The sequence below is a fragment of the Nocardia nova genome, assembly GCF_002933465.1.
In the GTDB taxonomy this organism is placed as follows: Bacteria; Actinomycetota; Actinomycetes; order Mycobacteriales; family Mycobacteriaceae; genus Nocardia; species Nocardia nova_B.
Window position 1 is genome coordinate 24,088 of sequence record NZ_PSZE01000007.1, and the last position, 23,995, is coordinate 48,082.

A 23,995-nucleotide genomic window follows, 5' to 3' on the forward strand; every position below is an offset into this window, starting at 1 on the left:
GATAACAGGCCCTCGCACCGCGGAGCACCCTTCACACTTCACGAGAGAGAAGGCATTCGATGAGGATCACCCGAGCGCTGCGGTTCGGCATCGGCGCGCTGGCCATCGCGGTCGTCGCGACCGGATGTGGCGGCGGCAGCAACAAGACCGCCACCGAACACGCGTCGGAAGGCAAACTCACCATCGGCATCAAATTCGATCAGCCGGGTCTGGGCCTGCGCAATCGGGACGGGTCGTTCTCTGGATTCGATGTGGACGTGGCGACCTACGTCGCCGGCAAACTCGGCGTGAGCCCGGACAAGATCACCTTCAAGGAGGCTCCCTCCGCGCAACGTGAGACGCTGATCCAGAACGGGCAGGTCGATTATGTGGTCGCCACCTATTCGATCAACGATCAGCGTAAGCAGAAGGTCGACTTCGCCGGGCCGTATTACGTTGCGGGCCAATCCTTGCTGGTGCGCGCCGACAAAACCGATATCACGGGCCCGGAATCGCTGAAAGGCAGCAAGAAACTCTGCTCGGTGAAGGGATCCACACCGGCGCAGAACATTCAGAAGAATTTCGCCAACGATGTGCAGTTGCAGGAATACGACACCTATTCGCTGTGCGTGGAGGCGCTGAAATCCGGGGCGGTGGACGCGGTCACCACCGACAACATCATTCTGGCCGGTTACGCCGCGCAATCTCCGGGCCAGTTGAAGGTGGTCGGGCAGCCGTTCACGACCGAGAACTACGGCATCGGCCTGAAGAAGGGCGACAAGGAGTCTCGCGACAAGATCAACGATGCGATCGAATCGATGATCAACGACGGCTCCTGGAAAGCGTCGCTGGAGAAGAACTTCGGCAACACCTTCCCGATCCCGTCGCCGCCGCAGGTCGACCGCTACTGATTCGGCTCGGGTTCCGGCCGCCGCGGAAACCCTTTCCGGCACAGAGAAGTAGGAGGGCGCGTCCACCGTGTTCGACTTGATCTCCCGATACGACAATCAGCTGTGGGACGCCTTCTGGGTCACCATCAAACTGACCGTGTTCTCCGCGATCGGGGCGCTGATCATCGGCACCCTGGTGGCGGCGATGCGCGTGTCGCCGATTCCGGTGGCGCGGTGGATCGGTACGGCGTATGTCACCGTTTTCCGCAATACCCCGCTCACTTTGCTCCTGGTGTTCTGCTCACTCGGTCTCTACACGACCCTGGGCATCAAGCTCGCGAGTGCGAGTTCTGGACTGGATTTCCTGCCCACCAACAACTTTCGTTTCGCCGTCCTCGGCTTGAGTGTGTACACGGCGTCGTTCGTGTGTGAATCGCTGCGCGCGGGAATCAACACCGTGCCGCTGGGGCAGTCCGAGGCAGGACGGTCACTGGGCTTGACCTTCGGTCAGAATCTGCGACATGTGGTGTTACCGCAGGCCTTCCGGTCGGTGATCGCGCCGCTGGGCAGTGTGTTGATCGCGTTGACGAAGAATTCCACGATCGCGTCGGCGATCGGCGTGGCCGAGGCGGCGGCACTGATGGCCTCCATGAACGAGACCGAGGCCGACATTCTCGCCATCGGCGCGATCTTCGCCCTCGGCTTCGTCATTCTCACGCTGCCCACCGGATTGCTGTTCGGCTGGCTGGCCAAGCGATTCGAGGTGAAGCGATGAGCGCGAACGCCTCGGTCCTCTACGACGTCCCCGGTCCGAAGGCGCGACGGCGGCATGCGCTGTATTCGGTGCTGGTGCTGGCGGTCCTGGTGGTGCTCGGCTGGCTGGTGTGGCGGGCGTTCGACGAGAAGAGCCAGCTCACCTCGGAGAAGTGGAAGCCGTTCGTGCAGTCGGAGGTCTGGCAGACCTACATCCTGCCGGGCTTGCGCGGCACCGTGGTAGCCGCCGCGCTGGCGATCGTGTTCGCGATGGTGATCGGCGTGATCTTCGGTGTGCTGCGGCTGTCCGACCATCGCGTCGTGCGGTGGGTGGCGGGGGTGATCGTCGAGGTGGCCCGGGCCGTTCCGGTGCTGATCCTGATGATCTTCCTCTACAACTGGTTCGCCAAGGACAATCTGTTCGCCTCCGACCAGCTGGCGCTGGCGGCCGTGGTGATCGCGCTGACCGTGTACAACGGGTCGGTGATCGCCGAGATCGTGCGCTCGGGCATTCGGTCACTGCCGCGGGGCCAGACCGAGGCGGCCCAGGCGCTGGGTTTGCGCAAGGGGCAGGTGACGAGGATGATTCTGCTGCCGCAGGCGGTGACGGCGATGCTGCCGGCGCTGATCTCGCAGATGGTCGTGGCGCTCAAGGACACCGCACTCGGCTACCAGATCACCTATCAGGAAATCGTGCGCCAGGGTCAGCAACTGGGTGCGGCCGAACAGAACACCGTGCCGGCGCTGATCGTGGTCGCCGTCATCATGATCGCCCTGAACTGGGCGCTGACCTTCCTCGCCACCAGGGTGGAGCGACGGTTGCGGTCGCGGCGCCGAGGGCGGACCGTGCTGGGCGCGAATTCGGTGCTCACCGATGCCGCACCGGGCGTGGATCTGTCGCTGAGCCGGACCGCTTCGCCGTAACGGGCAGTCCGGCGACGGCACCTCCGGCAGGGTTGTGCTCGCACCGAACGCAACCCTCGCCCCGGGGGTCCTGAATAGTCGATCCTGGACGCGCACCACCCCGGTCGCCAGGCCACGCCACTCGCGGCGACCGGGGATGGGTGTCCAATCGGGCCGCTGCGGCCTCTGTGGCCGGCTATCTGGCCAGGAAATGCCAGCCGAGCCACGCCCACAGGAGCACCGCGACGACGCGGGCGGTTCGGGTGCGGGTCAGATAGCGCACGGTGTCGCCGAGGCCGGCGAACGACAGGCGGCGCCGCCGGGCCACTGCCGCCGTGCTGATCACGAGGACGGCCAGGACGGCGAATCCCGTGATCACGAGGGCGCGATCGGTCATTTCCGCACCAGCCACCATCCTGCACCCAACCAGATCAGCCATCCGATGAAGCGACCCGGCCCACCCTCCAGCGCGGGACTGAGCAGTGTCGACAGGGTCGGATGGGCAGCGTCGGGCACGAGCAGTGCGGGTTGAGACAGCCAGGCGTACAGTTCCCACGCCAGTACGGCTGCGAGCAGGACCGACCACACCACAACTGCACGCCGAACCGGCGGCGTGAACGACATTCGCCGTGTCCCGACCCGCATGGCACCGATGGCGACCACGACAACGACAGCGGCGACCAGCACCGTCGCGGCAACGCCGAACGGACGGGTGAACGACCCCGCCACCGCCACCCCGGTCCAGACGACCGCCGGGCCGGCGCGTCGGCGCGATCTGCTGCCACCCTCCACATCGGCGGTCATCAGCGCAGCATAGGACTTCTGCCGGCGACGGAGCGAGCCGCGCGGCCCGCCACCGCGCGGGCGATCGCGGCGAAGATGGCCCGGCTCGGGCTCGTGGGTGTCGGTTCGTAGGCGTTCATAGCGACCGAGGGGCGGGCGTGGGGTTCAGTCGGGTGGGTATCCCTGCGCGAGTTCGGCGCGCACGGCGGCGTAAGCGATCGACTGCCGGTATCCCTGGCGGGCGAGCATGCCGACAAGGCGGTTGACCACCTTGTCCTCGGAGAGGTTTCGCGGCAGGGTGCGCATCTTGCGGCGCACCAGTTCCGCTGCTCGTTCCGCATCGTCGTGGCCGGAATCCGCCACTACCGCATCCACGTCGGCGCTCTCCTCGGCATCGCCGACGGTGTTCTCGGTCCGGTTCGGCTGGGCGGCAAAGGATTGCGCGGCCGCGGCCATTTCCTCCTGCACCACGGCATACGCCATGGACTGCGGGTAACCGCGGCGAGCGAGCATACCCACCAGTCGGGCGGTTGCCTTGTCCCGCGGTACATCGTGCGACAGCGTTGCGAGCTTTTTCCGCACCAACTGTGCGGCGTGCTCGGCGTCGTCGGTCCCGGACTTCCGCGACGCCGCCCCGGTCCCGCCGAGCCCGGCCCGTCCGCCGGCCCGGCCCTTCGACGAACGGTGTCCCGCTGCAATGGGTCGGGAACCGCCGACCGGTTCGTCGTCCCCGACGTGATCTGTGTGGTCGACACCATCGGGGCCACTGCTCGACGTGGCGGCCGCTGCGAGCTCGTCCTTGACCACCGCGTAGGCCATGGACTGGTTGTAGCCGCGGCGGGCGAGCATGCTCACCAGCCGGTTGGCCGTCTTGTCGGCGGGAATGTCCGGCGGCAGGGTGGTGAGTGTGCGGCGGACCAGTTCGGCGGCGCGGGCGCTTTCGTCGGCGGGAGTGATGGCGGCCAGCGCGGGCCCAGCGTCGGTGTCGGACACCCCTTTACGCCGAAGTTCCTGGGCGAGAACCTTTTTCCCTTTGCCGGAGAAGGTGTGGCGGGAATGCACCCACTGTTCGGCGAAGGCCGCGTCGTCGATCAGCCCGACCTCGGCGAGGCGGTTCAGTGCCCGCTCGGCGACCTCGGGCGCGAACCCTTTGGCCGCCAGCTTGTCCGCCAGTTCGGCGCGGCTGCGCGCTCGATCGGTGAGCAGGCGCAGACAGATATCCTTGGCCTGCGCCTCGGTCCCCGCCTTCGGTGCGGCACCCTTCGACTGTCCCTCCGCCAGATGGGTGCGGCCGGACCGACCGTTGCCTGTGGCGCGCTCGTCCCGCCCTCGCTGCAGCGCCTCGACCTCAGCCGGCAGTGCGCGAATCCGATTGCGCGCCTGGGAATCCTGTGTCGCCGAGCCATTACCAGGACGACTGGAGATTCCGACTTCGCTACTCGACCGCTCCAACGCGGACCGGTCCGCCGGCTCGGGTACGTCCGCATCGTCGACCGAACCACGCTGGGTCACCGGACCGTCATCGGAACGCCATACACCGGCAGACGCGCCCTCCGCCTCCTGCTTCGATCGTCGGCGACGGACCGAAACACCCTGTCTGCGAACGGGTTTCGACCACGATTCGCTTTCTGGGCCGCCGCTGCGTCGGGAGCGGGATTCGATGTCTTCCAGTTGCCGCCGCAGGCGTTCGACGGCGTCGAGCCGAGAGGCGCCAGGGTCCGGGAGGGGTGAGGACCCCGGCGCTTCCCGGTGCGGCATCGGCTAGAAGTCGACGGGCGCCTCGGCACCCGCGTCTGCGGTGACGTCGGCACCGATGCCGAGCTTCTCCTTGATCTTCTTCTCGATCTCGTCGCGCACGTCGGTGTTCTCCAGCAGGAACTTGCGGGCATTCTCCTTGCCCTGGCCGAGCTGATCTCCCTCGTAGGTGTACCAGGAGCCGGACTTACGGATGAAGCCCTGATCGACACCCATATCGATGATCGAGCCCTCCTTGGAGATGCCGGCACCGTAGAGGATGTCGAATTCGGCCTGCTTGAACGGCGGCGACACCTTGTTCTTGACGACCTTCACACGAGTGCGGTTACCCACCGCATCGCTGCCGTCCTTCAACGTCTCGATGCGGCGCACATCCAGGCGCACCGAGGCGTAGAACTTCAACGCCTTACCACCCGTGGTGGTTTCGGGCGAGCCGAACATCACGCCGATCTTCTCGCGCAACTGGTTGATGAAGATGGCGGTGGTGCCGGAGTTGTTGAGCGCACTGGTCATCTTACGCAGCGCCTGGCTCATCAGGCGGGCCTGCAGACCGACGTGGCTGTCGCCCATCTCGCCCTCGATCTCCGCGCGCGGCACCAGCGCCGCGACGGAGTCGATGACGATGATGTCCAGCGCACCGGAGCGCACCAGCATGTCGGCGATCTCCAGCGCCTGCTCACCGGTGTCGGGCTGCGACACCAGCAGGGCGTCGGTGTCGACGCCGAGTTTGCGGGCGTATTCCGGATCCAGCGCGTGCTCGGCGTCGATGAAGGCCGCGAGTCCGCCGTTGGCCTGCGCGTTGGCGATGGCGTGCAGGGCGACCGTGGTCTTACCGGACGATTCCGGACCGTAGATCTCCACGACGCGGCCACGCGGCAGACCGCCGATGCCCAGCGCCACATCCAGCGCGATCGAACCCGTCGGAATGACCGAGATGGGCTGATGCGCCTCCTCACCCAGGCGCATGATCGCGCCCTTACCGAAGCTCTTCTCGACCTGCGCCAGAGCGAGCTCGAGCGCCTTGTCGCGGTCGTAGGCCTGTGGTGCCATCGTCTGTTCCCCTTCTGACGGGTAAGTCTCGTTGTGTGGTTGGCCCCCACGGTAGAGGGCGGCACCGACAAGTTCTGACGGCAAGCTTAGACGAACACGTGTTCGAGGCAAGCGACGCGCCCGACAAGGCCGTGACCCTTCACCGAGTCGCCGTCGGCACCACCGCGATCCGGTCGGTCTGCATCAACGCCTGCGCCTGTTTCAGCATCCGCAGCGTCGGGGTGACCTCGACATCGACGATCCCGTCCAGAGCCCCCAGCCGCTCGGTGAGGTAGCGGTACAGATGCGAACTGTCGCGGCAGACGATGGAGGCGACCAGATTGGTGGGCCCGGTGGTGGCCGCGACGAACGCCGTCTCCGGATGGGTGGCGATCGCCCGGCCGACGGCGTCGAGCTCGGCCGGGCGCGTCCGCACCCACAGCGAGGCCCGCACCGCGTATCCCATACGCTCGACGGCGAAATCGAGATCGAAATACAGCACGCCGGCCTTTGCCAGCTCGGACATCCGCCGCGCGACCCGGGTCGGACTCCAGCCGGTTTCGGCCGCCAGCCGGGCATAGGAGGCGCGCCCGTCGCGGGCCAGCAACGCGAGCATCGCCTCGTCGGCCGCGGACAGGTCCATCGGCGCGTCGGGCCCGCGCTGATCGTTCATCGCGGGCCGCGGTCCCAGCTGCCGCAACTGTTCGGCGGTCAGCAAGCGGCTGTATCGCGGCCACTCCTCCGCCAGCGGAAACCGGTGGATGATCTCGTAGGCCATCAACCCGGTGACCTGGCTGGCCCGTGGAAGTACATTGAGCAGCAACGCATCTCGCTGTTCGATCGAGCGCGGGCGGCTCACACAGGTGACCTCCGAACCGGTCGACAGCAGCGCCACCCAGCTCACATCCGGCAGCCGCGCCAGCGATTCGGCCAGCCGCAGCGCCTTGTCCGGGGTGGACCGCACCCGCAGCATCCAGCGCGTATTCCCCAGCGGCATGGCGTTGATCTGGCCGGAGACGTGCAGGATGCCGCGTTGGCGCATCGACCGATAGCGGCGGGAGACACCGAGGATCGCGCCCAGGGTGGCGAACGGGATGCGGGCATCGGCAACCAGGCCGTGCACGATCTGCTTGTCGAGCGTATCGAGAACGGAGGATTCGAGTTCGTCTTCAGGGTTCACAGGCGGAATCTCACATCGACGGCCGGTTAGCTGGATGGATATTCAAACATCTCGCACGCTTGGCGTCGATATCGTTCGCACTACCCGGAGGTCGCCATGCGGAAATGGCTCCCCTTGTTCGCGGCGTGCCTCGGCACGCTGATGCTGCTCATCGACGTCACCATCGTCAACGTCGCGCTCCCGGACATCGCCGCCGATCTCGGCACCGGACTGTCGGGGTTGCAGTGGGTCGTCGACGGCTACGCGCTGGGCCTGGCCGCACTGCTGCTGGTGCTCGGCTCGGTTGCCGACCGGTTCGGCGCCAAACCCACCTATCTCGCGGGTCTCGCGATATTCGCGGCCGCCTCTCTGGCCTGCGGACTGGCTCGGTCCTCGGACCTGCTGGTGGCCGCGCGGGCCGTACAGGGAGTGGGTGGTGCGGCCATGTTCGCGACCACGCTGTCGCTGCTGCACGCCACCTACACCGGCCGCGATCGCGGCACCGCGTTCGGCGCCTGGGGTGCGGTTGCGGGGGCGGCCGCCGGCATCGGGGTGGTGCTCGGCGGGGCGCTGACCGACCTGCTGTCGTGGCGATGGATCTTCCTGGTGAACCTGCCGATCGCGGCGATCGCCATCGTGTTGTCGCTGCACGCCTTCGGTCCTTCGCCGCGCAGGCCCGGCCGTAGCGTCGACGTCGCCGGGATGGCCGCCTTCGCCGTCACGGCGACCGCGCTGGCCTACGGCATCATCCGGGGCGGGGAAGACGGGTGGAGCGACGGCGCGGCAGTCGGCACGCTGATGCTCGGCGCGATCGCGCTCGCCTGCTTCGCTCTCGTCGAATCGCGGAGCGCCACACCGATGTTCCCGCTCGCGCTGCTGCGCAACCGAGAATTCACGGCCACCCTGGTCGCGGCGGCGGGCTTCAACTTCGCCGCCTTCGCGAGCAGCCCCCTGATCTCCCTGTGGTTGCAGCAGCCGTTGCAGCTCAGCCCGCTGCGCGCCGGCCTGTCCATGCTGCCGATGGCGGCGACGGCGTTCGTGGTCTCGGGGGCGTTCGGGCGGTGGCTGCACGACGTGGCGCCCCGCTGGACCATCGGCGGCGGATTGATGATCACCGGTATCGGGGCGGGTCTGCTGGGCGTGATCGATGCCGAATCCACTTGGAGCACACTACTTTTCGGCTACGTGATGATCGGCGTCGGCATCGGTGTGCTGGCGCCGCCGCTGGTGGCGGTCGCGATGGCCGCGGTGCCTGCCCAGCAGAGCGGCACCGCCGCCGGAGCGGTGAACACCGCCCGGCAGCTGGGCCTGGCCCTCGGTGTCGCGGTACTCGGCACGGTATTCCGCAGCTCGGCGGGCGAGGGGCGGAGCACGGTGTCGCAGTTCGTGTCCGGACTGGACGCCGCGGTCGCGGTGGCAGCGGGTGTGGGCGTCGTTCTCGGCATCATCGCCTTCGTCCTGTTGCGCCCCCGCACCGGGACCGCCGAGCCGACGGAACCGGCTGCTGCCGAGATCCCGGTCGGTTGAATCGGCGCCGCGGCTCCGATTCCTCCTGAGAGAATGCGGTCACCCTTCGGATCCGAGTCCCGCCGGCAACCGCGGCGGGGTTCCCTGAGTCCAGCTGATGCGCAGCGATGAGCCCCGGATCCGCCGTCGCTCACCAGCGGTTTTTCGGTACGTCGAATTCGGCGCACAGGGCACGCCAGACCTCGCGAGGGTCGATCCCGTCCTCGATCGCCTGGGCGCCGGTACGGCCGTTCATCGCGGGCAGGACATGATCGGCCAGCAGCAGGTCGCCGCGGGCGACGCCGAATTCGGTATGCAAGAGTTCCTGAAATTCAGTCAACCGCACCGTGCCGAGGGTACCGGTCGCACGCGAACCGCCGGCGGCGGCGCGGTCAGCTCGCGCGAGCCCGATCCAGCGTGCGGTGACAGATGTCGACCGGATCGGCGACATCGGAGACGGTGGCAGCGGCCGCGGCGGCGGCCTTGCGATAGGAATCGTCGTCGAGAACGGTGTGCACCGCCGCGCGCAGCGATTCCGGGGTGAACGGCCGCACCAGCAGCGAACTCCCCTGGCGGACGGCACGATTGGCCAGTTCCCACTGATCGCCGCCACCGGGCACGGTCACGATCGGCACGCCGGCGAGCAGAGTCTTGGCCAGCAATCCGTGTCCCCCGCCGCCGATCACCACGGCGGCATGGCGCAACAGCTCGTCCTGCCGTCCCAGACCCGCCGTCGCCCACGGCGGAAGATCCACCGGCGGCGTGTCGAGCATCGAAATCGCCACTCGCACATCACTGTCCGCGAGCGCCTCCAACGCACCGGTCGCCAGATCACCGAACCCGGTCCCGGCCGTCGACGGCGCGACCACCACCAGCGGCCGGTCACCGGGCGGCGGCGCCAGCACCTCCGAGGTCGGCTCCCACAACAGCGGACCCACTACATGCGCGTCCTGGGGCCAATCCGGCCGATCGACCTCCAAAGCGGGCAGGGTGGCGATCAATCGCGCGGCCGGGCCCGGATCCACCTCCGGCAGGCCCACGCTCGCCCGGGCCGCCCCACGCTGGCGTTCACCGCGGGTGATCGCGCGCGCGGTCAGTCCGCGCAGCACCGTATCGCGCATCCGCCCACGCAGGCCCTCACCCGGCGCGAGCCCGCTGCCGATGGGCGGCAAGGCTTTCGACGGCAGATACAGCGGATGCGGCGACAACTCGACCCACGGCACCCCCAGCCGCTCGGCGGCCATCCCACCGCCGGCGGTGAGCACATCCGAGACCACCAGCTCCGGCAGCATCGCACTGAGATCGGGGAGGATCTCCGAGGAGATATGAGCCGCCCGTTCGTGGATCCGCGCGCCCGCGTCGGCGTCGTCGTCCTGCGGGCGCGGCGCCAAACCCTTCAGCCGCCGCACCGCGATACCCGCGTCCCGCGCCGCATCGAACCAGCGCGGACTGGTGAACAACACCGGATCATCGCCCGCCCGAAGAAACCGCAGGCACAGCGCGATCGCCGGAAACGCATGACCCGGATCCGGCCCCGCGACGACAGCCATTCGCATGCGCCCCACCCTGCCATACCCCGTCCCCACACGATGCCGGGCGGGCACAGCTATCCGACGGTCATGAACGCCGCCCGGGTCGATCGTGGCCGCTCACAGGGCCGGCGATCAGCCGGCGAAGTGGACTTCGAAACGCCAACACGACTGGGGCACGGCTCCGCCATCGCGAAACAGCAACGGGCCGTTCGGTATTCGTACCGAACGGCCCGGGTGCGGCTCGCTACAGTTTGGTGACCGTCGACTTGTTCGAGCCGGAGACGGCCTTGTACAGCAGGTACAGGCCGAAGACCACGACGCTGATCATCAGGATCGGGAACAACGCCTTGACCAGCGCGCCGATCACGATCAGCGCCAGCCACACGAGCGCGACGACGCCCAGAATCTTCCAGAACATGTCCATTCCTCCCGAAGGTTTCCGAACCGCCGTCAACGCGATCCGACTCCTCCATACTGTCAACTCGGCGCCGGAAAATCACCAGGTCACAACCGATATCCGGGAAATCTCAGGGTGAACCCCTAGCCGGATCGTCCGCGAGGAGCGGTCCGCGAACGGGACGCCCCAGCCCCAGCACCACGGACCCGACGCCGCCGAGGCGCCCACGCTCAGTGCCGGTCCGCCAGGTCGGTGAGCGCCTGGGCCCAGCCGTCCAGTCGGTCGGCCGCCTCGCGCAAGGTGAACATGGCCCAGCCGAATTCATCCGCCGGTGCCGGCGCTTCGCTCGCGCCGGCCGCCAGGATCTGACCGGCCGCGGCGACAAGCTGCTCGTATTCGGTCACGCCCGATTCCAGCCGACCGACCATCGCGGCCGACTGCTGCCGCAATCCCGCCCCGGCATGCGAGGTCGCGACCACCGCGAGCGCCTTCTCCATCGCCGCGATGTCCCCGGCGAGAGCGTGCAGGGCGGCCGCGCCGGATTCCGCGGTCGCGACGGTGTCGGCGAAATCCTCGGGCGGCACGCGGCCGCTCGCGTCGATTTGACGGCCGAGGGCGTGAAAGGCCCGTTCCGCCCTGACCAGCCGGGCGATGGGCGCCCGCGCCGCGGGCTGCACTGCGGGCAGCCGACGTGGCACGAACGCCGCGGGCGGCAAGGGGTTTCGACGCAACTCCAGATATCGGCGGGTGCTCACCGCCGCACCGGTCACCAGCGCGGCCGCACCGCCACCGACCACGACAACCGCCCACACAGGCGCCGAGATCGCGACCAGTCCGGCCGTTCCCAGCGCGGTCACGCCCGAGGCCGCGCTCCAGCGGAGGCTGCGCCGCCGCACCCGCCGCCGACGGCGAAGTTCCCGCTCCCGCGGGTCGGCCCACTTCCGGACCGCATGCAAGGCGAATTCCCCGGCATCGCGTAGCGCGCCCGGTACCCGCCCGGCGCGGGCGAGCGGCTCCGCCGCGGCCATCTGGTCGGCGATGGGATCACGAAACGCGCCTCGGCCAAGCGAACGACGGCGCTCGCGCGAATCCCCACCGGCCTCACGTGATCCGGTGGGCGACCAGGCGGCGGGCCCGCTGTCCGGCTCACGGGTTTCGTGGCTCACGCGGTAAGCGCTCGGGTTGTCCGTGTCCGATGCGGGATCGAATGTCGGTCGGCCGCCATCGGATTCGATATCGGGGGCCCTACCGCGTCGGCGAGATCGGCGGCCGGACGGCGCTACACGACGACCGCGCAGCATCTGGCGGGCCGCGCTGCGACGGGTGTTCACGTATCGGCCCTCGGCCCGGGAGTTCCGGTCCGCGCCGGTGTCGTCCGCTGTTCCGGATGAGGCCTCGGACGATCGGCGTTGTGCGCCGGCACCTTCGGGCTCGGCATACGTCGCGGATCCGGTCGCGCCCGGCGGCGGGGGATCGTCGACGCCGGTCAGCGAGTTCTCCTCGGAAGCCGAGGAAGGTGGGACCGAACCGGAAACCCGATACCGCTCAATGGATTCGGCGATCGACTGCCACGCGGTAGCCTCAGCGGCGGGTGGGGAGGTCATCAGTGGCGTCCGCGCCGCATCGGCCGACGGTGCGGCGGAGGCGGGCGGCGCGGACGCGCTGCGAACGGATCGAGACCAGGGCCGCGCACGGGTCGGCGCGGGCTCGTTACCTGCCCGCGTTCGCCCCATCTGCCCAGCCTTCCGATCGACCCGCTCCGCGCTTACTGCTGCGCGGCCTGGCCCTTGTTCACCTGCGGCTGAGCCGGGTTGGCGATGGACTGACCGGCGGAGTCACCCGAGGGCAGCGCGTCGCCGCGCATAGAGGCGCGGATCTGCTCGAGGCGGTTGTGGCCGGCCATCTGCACGCTGGCCTGCTGCACCTCCATCATGCGGCCCTGCACGGTGTTCTGCGCGAGCTCGGCGGCGCCCAGCGCGTTCGCGTACCGACGCTCGATCTTTTCGCGCACCGCGTCCAGGCTGGGGGTGCTGCCGGGTGCGGACAGCGTCGAATCCATCTGCTGCAGCGATGCGGAGACCTGCTCCTGCATCTTGGCCTGCTCGAGCTGGCTGAGCAGTTTGGTCCGCTCGGCGACCTTCTGCTGCAGCAGCATGGCGTTCTGCTCGACCGCCTTCTTGGCCTGGGCGGCGGCCTGCAACGACTGGTCGTGCAGCACCTTCAGATCCTCGACGGACTGTTCGGCGGTGACCAGCTGGGCCGCGAACGCCTCGGCGGCGTTGGTGTACTGGATCGCCTTGTCGGTATCGCCGGCGGCATTGGCCTGATCGGCCAGCTGGACGGCCTGGCGCGCGTTGGCGTTGAGCTTCTCGACCTCGTCGAGCTGACGGTTGAGCTTCATCTCCAGCTGACGCTGGTTACCGATCACCGACGCGGCCTGCTGCGAGAGGGCCTGGTGTTGACGCTGGGCTTCCTCGATAGCCTGCTGAATCTGTACCTTCGGATCCGCATGCTCCTCGATCTTCGAATCGAAGAGGGCCATCAGGTACTTCCAGGCCTTCACGAACGGATTAGCCATCGATTGATCCCGCCTCCATCTGACTACGCCGCGCCCCAGCACGGCGGCGGTGCGCGACCGTCACGCACCCCTGTGTCCCTATCCTCCACGGCGTCGGATCCGGGCTGCCGAACCGCCCGTAACCGACGCTTACAGAGAATCTATCGGTTTCCGCTCCGTCGTACAGCCTTGCCGGCGCCGACCCGGCGCCGGCAGTTGTGGCCGCCGGTTCGCGGCGAGTCACTTCGCTTGCACCAAGACCAGTTTCTCGGCCTTCGGGGCCGGAATCACGATCCGGGTGTCCTCGGCGATGCCCGCCCGCGCCGATGCACTCGCCGCGGGCGCGGTGTCGGCGGTCTCCGTCGCGGGCGCCGGGGCGTCGGCGTCGGCCATGGTGGCGCTCACATCGACCAGCACCTGCGACAGCGGCACATCCAACGCCTGGCAGATCGCGGCCAGCAGTTCGCTCGAGGCCTCTTTCCGGCCGCGTTCGACTTCGGACAGATAACCCAGGCTCACGCGTGCCGACGTCGACACCTCGCGCAGGGTCCGGCTCTGGGCAATCCGAGCGCGCCGCAGACTCTCGCCGATGGCCTCTCGAAGCAGCGTCATCTCGTTCTCCTCACGTTCTCGCCTCACCGGGCCGAGCGCGACCGCCGTCGAGCGTGACGCACCCTCCGTCTACAGTGCCAACGTCGCATGCCACCCCGTTGGTTCCCGCCCGCGGGAACCGATCGGCAGCCACCGGAAGCCGTCGTCAGCCGGTGCCGGTGCGATCGCCGCCACCGACGCGGCGCAGCAGCTCCGCGACGGCCGTGCGAACCGCGCTTATCCTGATCGTCCACCGGTCCCCGGCCAGCTGCAACCGCACCACCTCGGTGCCCTCGGGTCCGCTCAACCCCAGGAAGACGGTGCCGACCGGGCAGCCGTTCTGCGGATCCGGCCCGGCGACGCCGGTCAATCCGATCCCCCAGTCGGCCTCGCACACCGTGCGCGCGCCGACGGCGAGCTGTTCGGCGGTTCCCGCCGCGACCGGCCCGTCCGCGGCCAGAGTGCCCTCACTCACGCCGGCGAGGCGATGTTTGAGATCGGTGGCGTAGACGATCACTCCGCCGCGCAACACCACACTGGCGCCCGGTACCCCCGCGATCGTGGCCGCGAGCAAACCGGCGGTCAGGGATTCGGCGGTGGCCACGGTCTGACCGATGCGGGTCAGCGTCGCCACCAGCTCGGCGGCCTCGGGGACAGCGGCCAGCGGGTCGGCGGCGGCCACGTCGGTGCCCACCGTCGTCACCGCCGCTCGACCGGCCGAGCCCACAACCGGGCGGCCTGCACCACGTAATCCAATCCGGTCACCACGGTCAGCACCACGGCGACATACATCAGCGCCATTCCGGCGCCCGCCCACGCGCCCGCCAGCGGCAGCAGCAGAACGCCGATCGCCACCGACTGCACCAGGGTCTTGGCCTTACCGCCGCGGCCGGCCGGAATCACGCCGCGGCGCACCACCGCCAGCCGCAGCAACGTCACGCCGATCTCGCGGGCGCAGATCACGACGGTGATCCACCACGGCAGATCGCCCAGTGCCGACAACCCGATCAGGGCCGCACCGATCAATGCCTTGTCGGCGATCGGATCCGCCAATTTGCCGAAGTCGGTGACCAGTCCGTACTTGCGCGCGACCTGGCCGTCGATACGGTCGGTGATGGCCGCGACGCCGAACAGCGCGGCCGCTGCGATCCGCCACCCGGTGTCGTGGCCGCCGGCGGCGAACAACGCCAGCAGGAAGATCGGCACGATCACGATGCGCAGGACCGTGAGAATGTTGGCGATGTTCATCAGCGGTACCGCGGAGGGCTCGACCGTCCGCTTCGGCTGCGGCGGAACGAGATTCGCCCGCGCTCTGCCGGCCTCGGCCCAGGTCCGGTCCATATCGTCGCTCTGCACGCTCACCGGCACCCCCGGCCGGAATGCACGCAGCCGCGACCCCCGGCGGATCGAGGCAGGCGGGCGGACGAGATGTGCGGCACTCCACCAGACTATCGGTTGACGACCCGACTACTGTGCACCCCATGACGACGCGGGCACACCAGAGTGATTCGATCGGCGCCACCGGCCCCGGCACCGTGCTCGTCCGACGGGCCCGCACCTCGGATGTGCCCGCCATCAAAAGCCTCGTCGACGTCTACGCCGGCCGCATTCTGCTGGAAAAGAATCTCGTCACACTCTACGAGTCGGTCCAGGAATTCTGGGTGGCCGAGGTCGACGGGCGCCTGGTGGGCTGTGGCGCATTACACGTATTGTGGGCCGATCTGGGCGAGGTGCGCACGGTCGCGGTCCACCCCGATGCCAAAGGACAGGGCGTCGGCCGCCTGATCGTGGATCAGCTGATCGCGACCGCCCGCGAACTCCAGCTGCAGCGTCTGTTCGTGCTGACCTTCGAGGTGGAGTTCTTCTCCCGGCACGGATTCGCCGAGATCGACGGCACGCCCGTCACGGCGGAAGTGTTCGCGGAGATGTGCCGCTCCTACGACACCGGTGTAGCCGAATTCCTCGACCTCAGCTACGTCAAGCCGAACACCCTCGGCAATACTCGAATGCTGTTGACCCTCTGAATCTTTCGGGAGCGCGCGTGCCGATCTTCGCCGTCCACTACACCTATTCCGATGCCACCGTCGCCGGGCGCGACGAGCACCGGCCCCGCCATCGGGAATGGCTGTCGAATCTGGTCGACCGAGGTGTGGTTCTGTCGACCGGGCCGTATGCCGACGGTTCCGGCGCGCTGCTGCTGTTCCGCGCCGACGATGCCGCGGCACTGGACGAGCTGCTCGCGGCCGATCCGTTCGCCCAGGAGGGGCTGATCGACGCGAAGCGATTCCTGGAATGGACCCCGGTGATGGGCGCCTTCTCCGCACAGGCGGCCCCGAACTCCTAGGCAGGCGCGGCGCGGCCCGCTACGATCCTCGACATAGTCAACCAGTTGCATATGCGAGGTGACGATGCAGGCATTCCGGGGCACGACTCGACCCTGATCTTCGAGGCGACGGTCGACGGTAAGCACGTCACCGGCGCCGACTTCATCCGCACCGACGAGGCAGGCCGCATCGACGACCTGATGGTGATGGTCCGCCCGCTCTCGGCGGCCAATGCCCTGGCCGCGGCGATGGGTGCGCAATTCGAGCGCATCCGAGCCGAGGCGTCCGAGCAAGTCGAGCGGGATAACGCGACGCCGTAGGCCACACCGCGCCGGGCGGCGATCTACCGTGAACCGGTGCGATTGGATCCCGATACAGCGCTGGCGCGAGCCCGCGCGGCCCGCGTGGCGCGGCTGGGTACGACCGACCCGACCGGCCGGCCCCATCTGGTGCCCGTGACCTTCGCGCTCTCCCCGACGGGCCGCGTCCTGGTCACCGCGGTCGATCAGAAGCCCAAATCGACGACGGACCTGCGGCGGCTGCGCAATATCGCCGCCGAGAACCGAGTCTCGGTGCTGGCCGACGAATACGACGAGGACTGGTCGCGGCTGTGGTGGGTCCGGCTCGACGGCATCGCCGCCGTCGCCACCGGCGAGACCGAACGCGCGGAGGCGATCGCCTGGCTCACCGCGAAATACCCGCAGTACCGGGACAACGCTCCCCGCGGACCGGTCATCCGGGTCGAGATCCGGACCGTCACCGGCTGGGCCTACACTGGGTGAGGCCTACGCCGGAAGCCTAGGCATCGATCGCATCGGGCTCGGCCGCTTGCTCCGCCTCTCCCCCGCCGCGAATCGAGTACAGCAGCCCGTCCAGCTCATCGGGTTTGACGAGCACGTCGCGCGCCTTGGAGCCCTCGCTCGGGCCGACCACGCCGCGGGTCTCCATCAGGTCCATCAGGCGGCCCGCCTTGGCGAATCCGACGCGCAGCTTGCGCTGCAGCATCGAGGTGGAACCGAACTGCGAGGTGACGACCAGTTCGACGGCCTGCAGGAAGACGTCGAGATCGTCGCCGATATCCGGGTCGACGTCCTTCTTCTCCCCGGCCTTGGCGGTGGTGACGCCCTCTTGATACTCGGGTTCGGCCTGATTCTTGGCGAAGTCGACGACGGCCTGAATCTCCTCGTCGGAGATGAACGCGCCCTGCAATCGGGTCGGCTTGGACGCGCCCATCGGCAGGAACAGGCCGTCGCCCATACCGATCAATTTTTCCGCACCCGGCTGGTCCAGGATGACGCGGGAATCGGTCAGCGAGGAGGTCGCGAACGCCAGCCGGGAGGGAACGTTGGTCTTGATCAGACCGGTCACCACGTCCACGGAGGGCCGCTGGGTCGCCAGCACCAGATGGATACCGGCCGCACGCGCCTTCTGGGTGATGCGCACGATGGCGTCCTCGACGTCGCGCGGCGCGGTCATCATCAGGTCGGCCAGCTCGTCGACGATCGCCAGGATGTAGGGGTAGGGCCGGTACACGCGCTCGCTGCCCAGCGGCGTGGTGATCTGGCCCGATTTCACCTTCTTGTTGAAATCGTCGATGTGGCGGACCTTGCTGGCCTGCATGTCCTGATACCGCTGTTCCATCTCCTCCACCAGCCAGGCCAGCGCGGCGGCGGCCTTCTTGGGCTGGGTGATGATGGGCGTGATCAGATGCGGAATGCCCTCGTACGGAGTGAGTTCCACCATCTTCGGGTCGATGAGGATCATCCGGACCTCGTCCGGAGTGGCGCGGCCCAGCAGCGAGACCAGCATCGAGTTGACGAAACTCGACTTACCCGAACCGGTGGAACCGGCGACCAGCAGATGCGGCATCTTCGCCAGATTCGCAGAGACGAATTCGCCCTCGATGTTCTTGCCGAGGCCGATCACCAGGGGGTGGTGGTCGTTTCGCGTGGACGGCGCCTTGAGCACATCCGCCAGCCGGACCAGTTCGCGGTCGGCGTTGGGCACCTCGATACCGACCGCCGACTTGCCCGGAATCGGTGCGAGCAAACGCACATTCTCGGTGGCCACCGCATATGCGATATTGCGGGCCAGGGCGGTGATCTTCTCGACCTTCACACCGGGGCCGAGTTCGACCTCGTAGCGGGTGACCGTCGGACCGCGCACGAAGCCGGTGACCGCCGCGTCGATCTTGAACTGCACCAGCACCTCGGTGATCGCCTCGATCATCGATTCGTTGGCGGCGCTGCGCTTCTTCGGCGGATCGCCGTCGGTCAGCAGGGTCAGCGGCGGCAGCTGATAATCACCGTCGACCTCACGATCGGTGACGAATTCCAGTTGCTGCGGAGGCTGCGGCTCGGGTGTCTGGTCGACGACCTTCGGCGGCTTGCGCGCCTTGGGTTTGCTTGCCGGGGGCAGTGTTTCGTCCGGCTCGGCGATATCTTTCGCATCGCGCAACGGCGGTTCGCCGAGAACCTCGGTGACCGCGTCGGCGCCGCCGAACTCGTCGGTCGGATAATTCTCCTCCGGGGTGCGGCCACGCCGCGAGGAACGGCTCTTGTGCATCGGAAAGCCGTCGGCGTCATAGTTTTCCGGGTCGTAGAGCCCGTATTGCCCGTCGTCGTCGGCGAATTCGGGATCGGGCAGCCCGAAGAGTTCGCGCAGGCGGTGCGGGACCTCACGCACCGTCGTCCCCGTCACCAGCAGCAGTCCGAAGAGCATGGCCAGCAACAGCAGCGGCACCGCCAGCCACGCGGTGAGGCCGTTGCGCAGCGGCCCGCCCAGCACATATCCGACGAACCCCGCCGCATGGGCGCGTCCGTGCGCATCGGCCGGCGCGCCCGCGAAGATGTGCCAGATTCCGAGCGCCGGCAGTCCCACCAGCAATCCGCCGAGTACCAGCCGCGGCCGGATCTCGGGCCGGGGTTCGGTGCGCATCAGCACCACCGCGATACCGGAGGCCACGAACGGCAGCACGGCCGCCGCGGATCCGGCGATCGCGCGCACCGCGGTGTCGACCCAGTGACCCACCGGACCGCCCGCCGACATCCAGACCGCCGCCGCGATGACGACACTGAAAGCGACCAGCGCCAACGCGATTCCGTCGCGGCGATGACCGTGTTCGATCTCCCCCGCCCGGCTGATGGTGCGGGTGGTGGCGCCGAATCCGCGCGCCAGCACCGACCAGCCGTTGCCGATACCGCGGCCGATCACCGCCAGCGGCGCGGTCTGCGGTGACCGGCGCACCGGCCGGCGGGTCGCGGTGGTGCGGCCACGCGGCGCCGATCGGGCGCGTCCGCCTCCGGAGCGAGTCCGCGCCGGAGCCCGCCCCCGGGTGGATCCCGCCCGCGAACTCGACGTCGTGGTGCCGCGGGACTTACCTGCCATGACCTCAGGCTAGCCGCAACAGCCCCATCGGGACCATCCGCAACACCCATCCCAACCACATCATTGCCGACCTCACAACGCCGTCAGCGGCCGGAAACGACGCGCGCGGTGGGCTCAGACGCTGCGATCGGAGGCGAAGACCGCGGCCACATCGTCGACACCGCCCGCGGCATCGATGCGGACCTCGTTGCGGCCGAATGCGTGAAGCAGCAGTTCGGAGGGCTGCCCGGTGAGTACCACAGCATCGCCGCCGACGTTGTGCGCCGTCACGCGTTCGCCCTCCGGCGTCGCCAGCACGACGGTGACCGGGGATTTGCGATATGCCATCCGCGCCATCCGCCGCGTCGCCGACCACAATGCGCGCTCGTCCTCGGCCGACAACGGGCGCGGCTTCCACTCCGGGTCGGCCCGGCGCACGTCCTCGTGGTGGATGAACATCTCGGTCAGGTTGACCACGGCGTCGACCGGCTTCAGCGGCGACCACCACGGCGGCCCCGTGCGGATCTGCTCCAGCAGTTCGGTGAACGGCTTCTCGGACACCTTCGCCTGCACCGAATCGAGGTATCCCGCAAGGGGTTTCAGCAGGATCCCCGGTGCGGCCGCGGGGTGGCGTTCCCGTACCACCAGGTGCGCGGCCAAGTCGTGCACCGTCCAGGTACCGCACAGGGTCGGGGCGTCGGGACCGACCGCCGTCATGGTCGACACCAGGGCCCGGCGTTCCCGTTGAGCCATACTCATGGGCCGAGCGTAATGGGTCGGAGGCCGGTGGAGGTAGGCAGCGTCACCCTGGACGTGTCCCCGGCGCTTCATCGGTACTGCGTAGCGGCCCCGCCCAGCTTCCTTGCCGCGGGCGGGGCCACATCCGGCGTCAGACGCCGATGACGGTCGGCACGATCATCGGGCGGCGGCGGTAGGTGTCGGCGACCCAGCGGCCCACCACGCGCCGCACACCCTGTGCGATGCGGTGCGTATCGGTGACACCCTCCCCGGCCAGGCGCAGCAGTTCGGCCTCCACCAGCTCCTGAGCGCCCAACAGCGCACCCGGATCGTCGGAGAAACCGCGGCCGCTGACCTCCGGCGTGCTGACCGCCTTACCCGTGGTCTCGTCGACGACCACAGTGATCGCGATGAAGCCACCCTCACCGAGCACCAGACGGTCCGACAACGTCGATTCGCCGACGTCGCCGACCGACAATCCGTCGACATACACCTGCCCGACCGGATAGCGGCCGACGATCGAGGCGATGCCGTCGACCAGGTCGACCACCACACCGTCCTCGGCGAGCATCACCCGCTCCTCGGGCACTCCGGTCGCCACCGCGAGCGCGGCGTTGGCGCGCAGATGCCGCCACTCGCCGTGCACTGGCATGGCATTCGTGGGGCGGACCGCGTTGTACAGGTAGAGCAGCTCACCGGCCGAGGCGTGCCCGGAGACGTGCACCTTCGCGCTCTGCTGGGTCACCACGGTGGCGCCCAGCCGGGCCAGGCCGTTGACCACCGCGAAGACCGCGTTCTCGTTGCCCGGGATCAGCGACGAGGCCAGCACCACGAGATCGTCGGCGCGGATGTTGATCTGGCGGTGGTCGCCGCGCGCCATCCGCGACAGCGCCGAGAGCGGTTCGCCCTGCGAGCCGGTCGAGATCAGCACCAGTTTGTGCACGGGCAGATTCGCGGCCTGATCCAGATCGACCACGATGCCCTCGGGAATGTTCAGATACCCGAGATCCTGCGCGATCTGCATATTGCGGACCATCGAGCGGCCGACGAAGCACACCCGGCGGTTGTAGCGCTGCGCCACATCGACGACCTGCTGGATGCGATGGACGTGGCTGGCGAACGAGGCCACGATGACGCGGCCCTTGGCCTTGCCGATCACACTGTCGAGGACCGGGCCGATCTCGCGTTCCGGAGTGACGAAGCCGGGCACCTCGGCATTGGTCGAATCGACCAGGAACAGGTCCACGCCCTCGTCGCCGAGGCGGGAGAACCCGGCCAGATCGGTGAGGCGGCCGTCGAGCGGCAGCTGATCGAGTTTGATGTCACCGGTATGCAGGGCCAGCCCGGCCGGCGTGCGCACCGCGACCGCGATGGCATCGGGAATGGAGTGGTTGACCGCGAAGTACTCGCAGTCGAACGGGCCGTGGGTGGTCCGCTGGCCCTCGGTGACCTCGATCAGCTTGGGCTGCAGGCGATGTTCGCGGCATTTCGCGGCGACCAGCGCGAGCGTGAATTTCGATCCGACGACCGGGATGTCGGGACGCAGCCGCAACAGGAAGGGCACGGCGCCGATGTGGTCCTCGTGCCCGTGGGTCAGCACGACGGCGGCCACCTCGTCGATCCGGTCCTCGATCGGCCGGAAGTCGGGCAGGATCAGGTCGACGCCGGGCTGCTGATCCTCGGGGAACAACACACCACAGTCGACGATCAGCATCGCGCCGTCGTATTCGAACACGGTCATATTGCGGCCGATTTCGCCGATGCCGCCGAGCGCGTAGACGCGCAGGCCCTGCTTCGGCAGCTTGGGCGGAAGTCCGGTCGGCAATTCCGGCGAAACCGGTTGCGGCGCAGACTGTTCCGCACGACCACGGCTCGACTGGCGACCCCGGCCGGACCGCCGGGAACGGCCCCGGTCGCCGGTCTGCTCGCCACGCTGGGCGGGAGCCGATTCGCCGCGCTGGGCGGGAGCCGATTCGCCGCGCTGGGCGGTGGGAGCGGTTTCGCGCCGCGCCGCCGGAGCGGTTTCGCGCCGCTCGGCGGCGGTCCCGCGCTCGACGGCCGGCTCGGCGGCGCGCGCCGGCTCCGCCGGTACCTGTTGCGCCGCGGGCGCTGAAACCTCTTGCGCCGCAGGCTCTTCGGACGTCCTCCGCGGCACCGGCGGCGGCGCCGGAGCCGGTGCTCCCGCCGCTCGGCTCGCGGTCCGACGCGGACGACGGTTCACCGGTTCACTCATGCAAGCACTCCCGCCAGCCGCAGTTCGGCGACGATCGATTCCAAGTTCACACCCACGGGCATCAGCTGCGGCAGCCGCGGCTCGCCGACATCCATTCCGAGCAGCCGCAGCGAGGATTTGATCAGGGCCACGCCGCCGACGCGAGCCATCGCACGGTTGACGGGCAGCAGGCTGGCGTTGATGTCGCGCGCCAGCGTCACCTCACCGGCCGCGTACGCATCGCGCAGCTGCACCAGCCGCTCCGGCACCAGATGCCCGATCACGCTGATGAATCCGACCGCGCCCACCGACAACCACGGCAGGTTGAGCACATCGTCACCGGAGTAGTAGGCCAGTCCGGTGTCGGCGATCAGTTCCGCCCCCGCGCCCAGGTCGCCCTTGGCGTCCTTCACCGCGACGATATTCGGATGTTCGGCCAGGCGACGCAGCGTATCCGGGGCGATCGGCACGATCGAGCGCGGCGGAATGTCGTACAGCGTCACCGGCAGATCGGTGGCGTCGGCGACGGCCGTGAAATGGGCCAGCAGGCCTTCCTGCGAAGGACGCGAGTAGTACGGCGTCACCACCAGCAAACCGTGCGCACCCGCGCGCTCGGCATTGCGCGCGAGCTCGATGCTGTGCGCGGTGTCGTAGGTGCCGGCGCCCGCGATGACGGTGGCGCGGTCGCCCACGGCGTCGACGACGGCGTGCAGCAGGTCGAACTTCTCCGATTCAGTGGTGGTCGGCGATTCCCCGGTGGTGCCGGAGACGGCGAGCAGGTCGACACCGCGGTCGACCAGGCGTGCGGCCAAGGCGACGCCGGAATCGACATCGAGCTTGCCCTCGGCGGTAAAGGGGGTCACCATCGCGACACCGACCGTGCCGGACGCGCGCAGCTCTGTTCGCGTCGATTCACCGTTCGTCATGGTCAGAAAGGCTACCCGGTCGCGGATACGACACCGAACCGTCGTCCGTGATATCGGCAGACATTCCGGTCACATTCCAGCAATGACAGCAACTGTGACAGCATTTCGGCGCTGGCATGATGTCTCCGATGACGTCATACTGATGTCATGGATTTGAACAAGTACGCCGCCCGGCTGCACGACGATCTCATCGCGGCGGCTGCCCTCGGCGACGAGAAGACCCAAGCCACCGCCGCCGCCTTGGCCGCCGCCACGGAGAATTCACTGCGGCTGACGCTGCTGGCCGCGCTCTCGGATCTGGCCGACGAGATCAACGCGACCCTCGACGATCGCACCGTGCACGTCTCCCTGTCCGGTACCGACGCCCAGGTGGAGGTGCGCCGCACCGCGCGCGAGGAGTCGCACCCGACCTTCGAGGAGATGACCGGCGACATCAGCCGGGTCACCCTGCGCATGGTCGAGAACCTGAAGGCCCGCGCCGAGGAGGCCGCGAATCAGAGCGGTCAGTCGCTGAACTCCTGGCTCTCCGGTGCGGTACAGGGCGCACTGCGCGATCAGATGCGCAAGGGCGGCCCCGGACGCTGCGACAGCTGAG

Annotated in this window: 25 protein-coding genes and 2 pseudogenes; 9 read left to right on the top strand and 18 right to left on the bottom strand. The window is 68.5% G+C overall.

The genetic code is table 11. The features are described from left to right. The first annotated feature begins 59 nt into the window (after window positions 1-59). The 3 genes from C5E41_RS10450 (at window position 60) to C5E41_RS10460 (ending at window position 2,546) form a co-directional block, all read left to right on the top strand. A complete protein-coding gene (locus C5E41_RS10450) occupies window positions 60-890 on the top strand; it encodes a glutamate ABC transporter substrate-binding protein (RefSeq protein ID WP_104375639.1) in 831 nt (276 codons plus the stop codon). Between the two features lie 67 nt (window positions 891-957). Continuing rightward, complete coding sequence (locus C5E41_RS10455) at window positions 958-1,644, top strand: amino acid ABC transporter permease (RefSeq protein WP_104375640.1); 687 nt, start codon at window positions 958-960, stop codon at window positions 1,642-1,644. After that, on the top strand, window positions 1,641-2,546 hold the full coding sequence (locus C5E41_RS10460) for an amino acid ABC transporter permease (RefSeq protein ID WP_104375641.1): 906 nt from the start codon (window positions 1,641-1,643) through the stop codon (window positions 2,544-2,546). Before C5E41_RS10455 ends, C5E41_RS10460 begins: the two co-directional genes overlap by 4 nt. A 175-nt stretch (window positions 2,547-2,721) precedes the next feature. Here the strand turns inward: C5E41_RS10460 and C5E41_RS10465 are convergent, their stop codons facing one another. The 6 genes and pseudogenes from C5E41_RS10465 to C5E41_RS10485 all read right to left on the bottom strand — a co-directional run bounded on the left by C5E41_RS10465 (window position 2,722) and on the right by C5E41_RS10485 (window position 7,272). Further along, a complete protein-coding gene (locus C5E41_RS10465; protein WP_146097513.1) occupies window positions 2,722-2,922 on the bottom strand; it encodes a DUF6186 family protein in 201 nt (66 codons plus the stop codon). Next, complete coding sequence (locus C5E41_RS10470; RefSeq protein ID WP_104375643.1) at window positions 2,919-3,329, bottom strand: hypothetical protein; 411 nt, start codon at window positions 3,327-3,329, stop codon at window positions 2,919-2,921. The genes C5E41_RS10465 and C5E41_RS10470 overlap by 4 nt, the downstream gene beginning before the upstream one ends. 144 nt (window positions 3,330-3,473) lie before the next feature. Beyond that, window positions 3,474-4,115, bottom strand: coding sequence for a RecX family transcriptional regulator (locus C5E41_RS36170; protein ID WP_258080910.1), 642 nt, complete (start codon window positions 4,113-4,115; stop codon window positions 3,474-3,476). Then, a pseudogene (recX, locus tag C5E41_RS34965) lies at window positions 4,092-4,589 on the bottom strand (recombination regulator RecX); the annotation flags it as partial. The pseudogene recX and the gene C5E41_RS36170, both read right to left, overlap by 24 nt. A gap of 480 nt (window positions 4,590-5,069) precedes the next feature. Continuing rightward, on the bottom strand, window positions 5,070-6,113 hold the full coding sequence (gene recA, locus C5E41_RS10480) for a recombinase RecA (RefSeq protein ID WP_025351561.1): 1,044 nt from the start codon (window positions 6,111-6,113) through the stop codon (window positions 5,070-5,072). Between the two features lie 139 nt (window positions 6,114-6,252). After that, window positions 6,253-7,272: an Lrp/AsnC family transcriptional regulator gene (locus C5E41_RS10485; protein ID WP_258080881.1), complete on the bottom strand. Its 1,020-nt coding sequence runs from the start codon at window positions 7,270-7,272 to the stop codon at window positions 6,253-6,255. A gap of 96 nt (window positions 7,273-7,368) precedes the next feature. Here C5E41_RS10485 and C5E41_RS10490 point away from each other — a divergent pair, with 96 nt between their 5' ends. Beyond that, entirely contained in the window at window positions 7,369-8,778 is a 1,410-nt protein-coding gene (locus C5E41_RS10490) for an MFS transporter (RefSeq protein ID WP_104375645.1), read from the top strand. 130 nt (window positions 8,779-8,908) lie between these two features. Here C5E41_RS10490 and C5E41_RS10495 read toward each other — a convergent pair whose 3' ends face one another. The 8 genes from C5E41_RS10495 to pgsA all read right to left on the bottom strand — a co-directional run bounded on the left by C5E41_RS10495 (window position 8,909) and on the right by pgsA (window position 15,196). Continuing rightward, a complete protein-coding gene (locus tag C5E41_RS10495) occupies window positions 8,909-9,103 on the bottom strand; it encodes a DUF3046 domain-containing protein (RefSeq protein WP_104375831.1) in 195 nt (64 codons plus the stop codon). Between the two features lie 46 nt (window positions 9,104-9,149). Next, window positions 9,150-10,313, bottom strand: a complete 1,164-nt coding sequence (locus tag C5E41_RS10500) for a glycosyltransferase (protein WP_104375646.1) — start codon at window positions 10,311-10,313, stop codon at window positions 9,150-9,152. A 220-nt stretch (window positions 10,314-10,533) separates the two neighbouring features. Further along, window positions 10,534-10,707, bottom strand: a complete 174-nt coding sequence (locus C5E41_RS33790; RefSeq protein ID WP_030513209.1) for a hypothetical protein — start codon at window positions 10,705-10,707, stop codon at window positions 10,534-10,536. A gap of 209 nt (window positions 10,708-10,916) precedes the next feature. Beyond that, window positions 10,917-11,714, bottom strand: a complete 798-nt coding sequence (gene pspM / locus C5E41_RS10510) for a phage shock envelope stress response protein PspM (RefSeq protein WP_104375832.1) — start codon at window positions 11,712-11,714, stop codon at window positions 10,917-10,919. Window positions 11,715-12,451: 737 nt separating this feature from the next. Next, on the bottom strand, window positions 12,452-13,264 hold the full coding sequence (gene pspA / locus C5E41_RS10515) for a phage shock protein PspA (RefSeq protein WP_036503267.1): 813 nt from the start codon (window positions 13,262-13,264) through the stop codon (window positions 12,452-12,454). A 219-nt stretch (window positions 13,265-13,483) separates the two neighbouring features. Then, complete coding sequence (locus tag C5E41_RS10520) at window positions 13,484-13,855, bottom strand: helix-turn-helix domain-containing protein (RefSeq protein ID WP_030513205.1); 372 nt, start codon at window positions 13,853-13,855, stop codon at window positions 13,484-13,486. Between the two features lie 145 nt (window positions 13,856-14,000). Then, on the bottom strand, window positions 14,001-14,528 hold the full coding sequence (locus C5E41_RS10525; protein ID WP_439956387.1) for a CinA family protein: 528 nt from the start codon (window positions 14,526-14,528) through the stop codon (window positions 14,001-14,003). 5 nt (window positions 14,529-14,533) lie between these two features. Further along, window positions 14,534-15,196 (bottom strand): CDP-diacylglycerol--glycerol-3-phosphate 3-phosphatidyltransferase, encoded by a 663-nt coding sequence (pgsA, locus tag C5E41_RS10530; protein WP_258080882.1) that lies wholly within the window; start codon window positions 15,194-15,196, stop codon window positions 14,534-14,536. A 119-nt stretch (window positions 15,197-15,315) separates the two neighbouring features. Between pgsA and C5E41_RS10535 the strand changes: the two genes are divergently transcribed. The 4 genes and pseudogenes from C5E41_RS10535 to C5E41_RS10550 all read left to right on the top strand — a co-directional run bounded on the left by C5E41_RS10535 (window position 15,316) and on the right by C5E41_RS10550 (window position 16,940). Next, entirely contained in the window at window positions 15,316-15,858 is a 543-nt protein-coding gene (locus tag C5E41_RS10535; RefSeq protein WP_104375647.1) for an amino-acid N-acetyltransferase, read from the top strand. A 17-nt stretch (window positions 15,859-15,875) separates the two neighbouring features. Beyond that, entirely contained in the window at window positions 15,876-16,178 is a 303-nt protein-coding gene (locus C5E41_RS10540; protein WP_104375648.1) for a YciI family protein, read from the top strand. A gap of 78 nt (window positions 16,179-16,256) precedes the next feature. Further along, window positions 16,257-16,478 (top strand): annotated as a pseudogene (locus tag C5E41_RS10545) (nuclear transport factor 2 family protein); the annotation flags it as partial. A gap of 36 nt (window positions 16,479-16,514) precedes the next feature. After that, window positions 16,515-16,940, top strand: a complete 426-nt coding sequence (locus C5E41_RS10550) for a TIGR03668 family PPOX class F420-dependent oxidoreductase (protein ID WP_104375649.1) — start codon at window positions 16,515-16,517, stop codon at window positions 16,938-16,940. A 16-nt stretch (window positions 16,941-16,956) separates the two neighbouring features. Here C5E41_RS10550 and C5E41_RS10555 read toward each other — a convergent pair whose 3' ends face one another. The 4 genes from C5E41_RS10555 to dapA form a co-directional block, all read right to left on the bottom strand. After that, window positions 16,957-19,545 carry a DNA translocase FtsK gene (locus tag C5E41_RS10555; RefSeq protein ID WP_104375650.1) on the bottom strand — a complete coding sequence of 863 codons (2,589 nt, stop codon included), beginning with the start codon at window positions 19,543-19,545 and terminating at the stop codon, window positions 16,957-16,959. A 114-nt stretch (window positions 19,546-19,659) separates the two neighbouring features. Then, the gene (locus C5E41_RS10560) at window positions 19,660-20,283 is read right to left on the bottom strand and encodes a TIGR03085 family metal-binding protein (RefSeq protein ID WP_104375651.1); all 624 of its coding nucleotides are present in this window, start codon (window positions 20,281-20,283) and stop codon (window positions 19,660-19,662) included. Between the two features lie 130 nt (window positions 20,284-20,413). Beyond that, the gene (locus tag C5E41_RS10565; protein WP_181063193.1) at window positions 20,414-22,495 is read right to left on the bottom strand and encodes a ribonuclease J; all 2,082 of its coding nucleotides are present in this window, start codon (window positions 22,493-22,495) and stop codon (window positions 20,414-20,416) included. Then, window positions 22,492-23,400, bottom strand: coding sequence for a 4-hydroxy-tetrahydrodipicolinate synthase (gene dapA / locus C5E41_RS10570; RefSeq protein WP_104375652.1), 909 nt, complete (start codon window positions 23,398-23,400; stop codon window positions 22,492-22,494). Before dapA ends, C5E41_RS10565 begins: the two co-directional genes overlap by 4 nt. Before the next feature lie 147 nt (window positions 23,401-23,547). On the opposite strand from dapA, the gene C5E41_RS10575 reads away from it, so the two are divergent. Then, complete coding sequence (locus C5E41_RS10575; RefSeq protein WP_104375653.1) at window positions 23,548-23,994, top strand: hypothetical protein; 447 nt, start codon at window positions 23,548-23,550, stop codon at window positions 23,992-23,994. Window position 23,995 lies beyond the last annotated feature (1 nt).

Bases quoted from the DNA above. Each gene is read 5' to 3' on its own strand.
- C5E41_RS10450 (WP_104375639.1), top strand. From the start codon at position 60: ATGAGGATCACCCGAGCGCTGCGGTTCGGCATCGGCGCGCTGGCCATC.
- C5E41_RS10460 (WP_104375641.1), top strand. From the start codon at position 1,641: ATGAGCGCGAACGCCTCGGTCCTCTACGACGTCCCCGGTCCGAAGGCG.
- C5E41_RS10465 (WP_146097513.1), bottom strand. From the start codon at position 2,922: ATGACCGATCGCGCCCTCGTGATCACGGGATTCGCCGTCCTGGCCGTC.
- C5E41_RS10470 (WP_104375643.1), bottom strand. From the start codon at position 3,329: ATGACCGCCGATGTGGAGGGTGGCAGCAGATCGCGCCGACGCGCCGGC.
- recA (WP_025351561.1), bottom strand. From the start codon at position 6,113: ATGGCACCACAGGCCTACGACCGCGACAAGGCGCTCGAGCTCGCTCTG.
- C5E41_RS10490 (WP_104375645.1), top strand. From the start codon at position 7,369: ATGCGGAAATGGCTCCCCTTGTTCGCGGCGTGCCTCGGCACGCTGATG.
- C5E41_RS10500 (WP_104375646.1), bottom strand. From the start codon at position 10,313: ATGCGAATGGCTGTCGTCGCGGGGCCGGATCCGGGTCATGCGTTTCCG.
- C5E41_RS33790 (WP_030513209.1), bottom strand. From the start codon at position 10,707: ATGTTCTGGAAGATTCTGGGCGTCGTCGCGCTCGTGTGGCTGGCGCTG.
- pspM (WP_104375832.1), bottom strand. From the start codon at position 11,714: ATGGCCGCGGCGGAGCCGCTCGCCCGCGCCGGGCGGGTACCGGGCGCG.
- pspA (WP_036503267.1), bottom strand. From the start codon at position 13,264: ATGGCTAATCCGTTCGTGAAGGCCTGGAAGTACCTGATGGCCCTCTTC.
- C5E41_RS10520 (WP_030513205.1), bottom strand. From the start codon at position 13,855: ATGACGCTGCTTCGAGAGGCCATCGGCGAGAGTCTGCGGCGCGCTCGG.
- C5E41_RS10535 (WP_104375647.1), top strand. From the start codon at position 15,316: ATGACGACGCGGGCACACCAGAGTGATTCGATCGGCGCCACCGGCCCC.
- C5E41_RS10555 (WP_104375650.1), bottom strand. From the start codon at position 19,545: ATGGCAGGTAAGTCCCGCGGCACCACGACGTCGAGTTCGCGGGCGGGA.
- C5E41_RS10560 (WP_104375651.1), bottom strand. From the start codon at position 20,283: ATGAGTATGGCTCAACGGGAACGCCGGGCCCTGGTGTCGACCATGACG.
- C5E41_RS10565 (WP_181063193.1), bottom strand. From the start codon at position 22,495: ATGAGTGAACCGGTGAACCGTCGTCCGCGTCGGACCGCGAGCCGAGCG.
- dapA (WP_104375652.1), bottom strand. From the start codon at position 23,400: ATGACGAACGGTGAATCGACGCGAACAGAGCTGCGCGCGTCCGGCACG.
- C5E41_RS10575 (WP_104375653.1), top strand. From the start codon at position 23,548: ATGGATTTGAACAAGTACGCCGCCCGGCTGCACGACGATCTCATCGCG.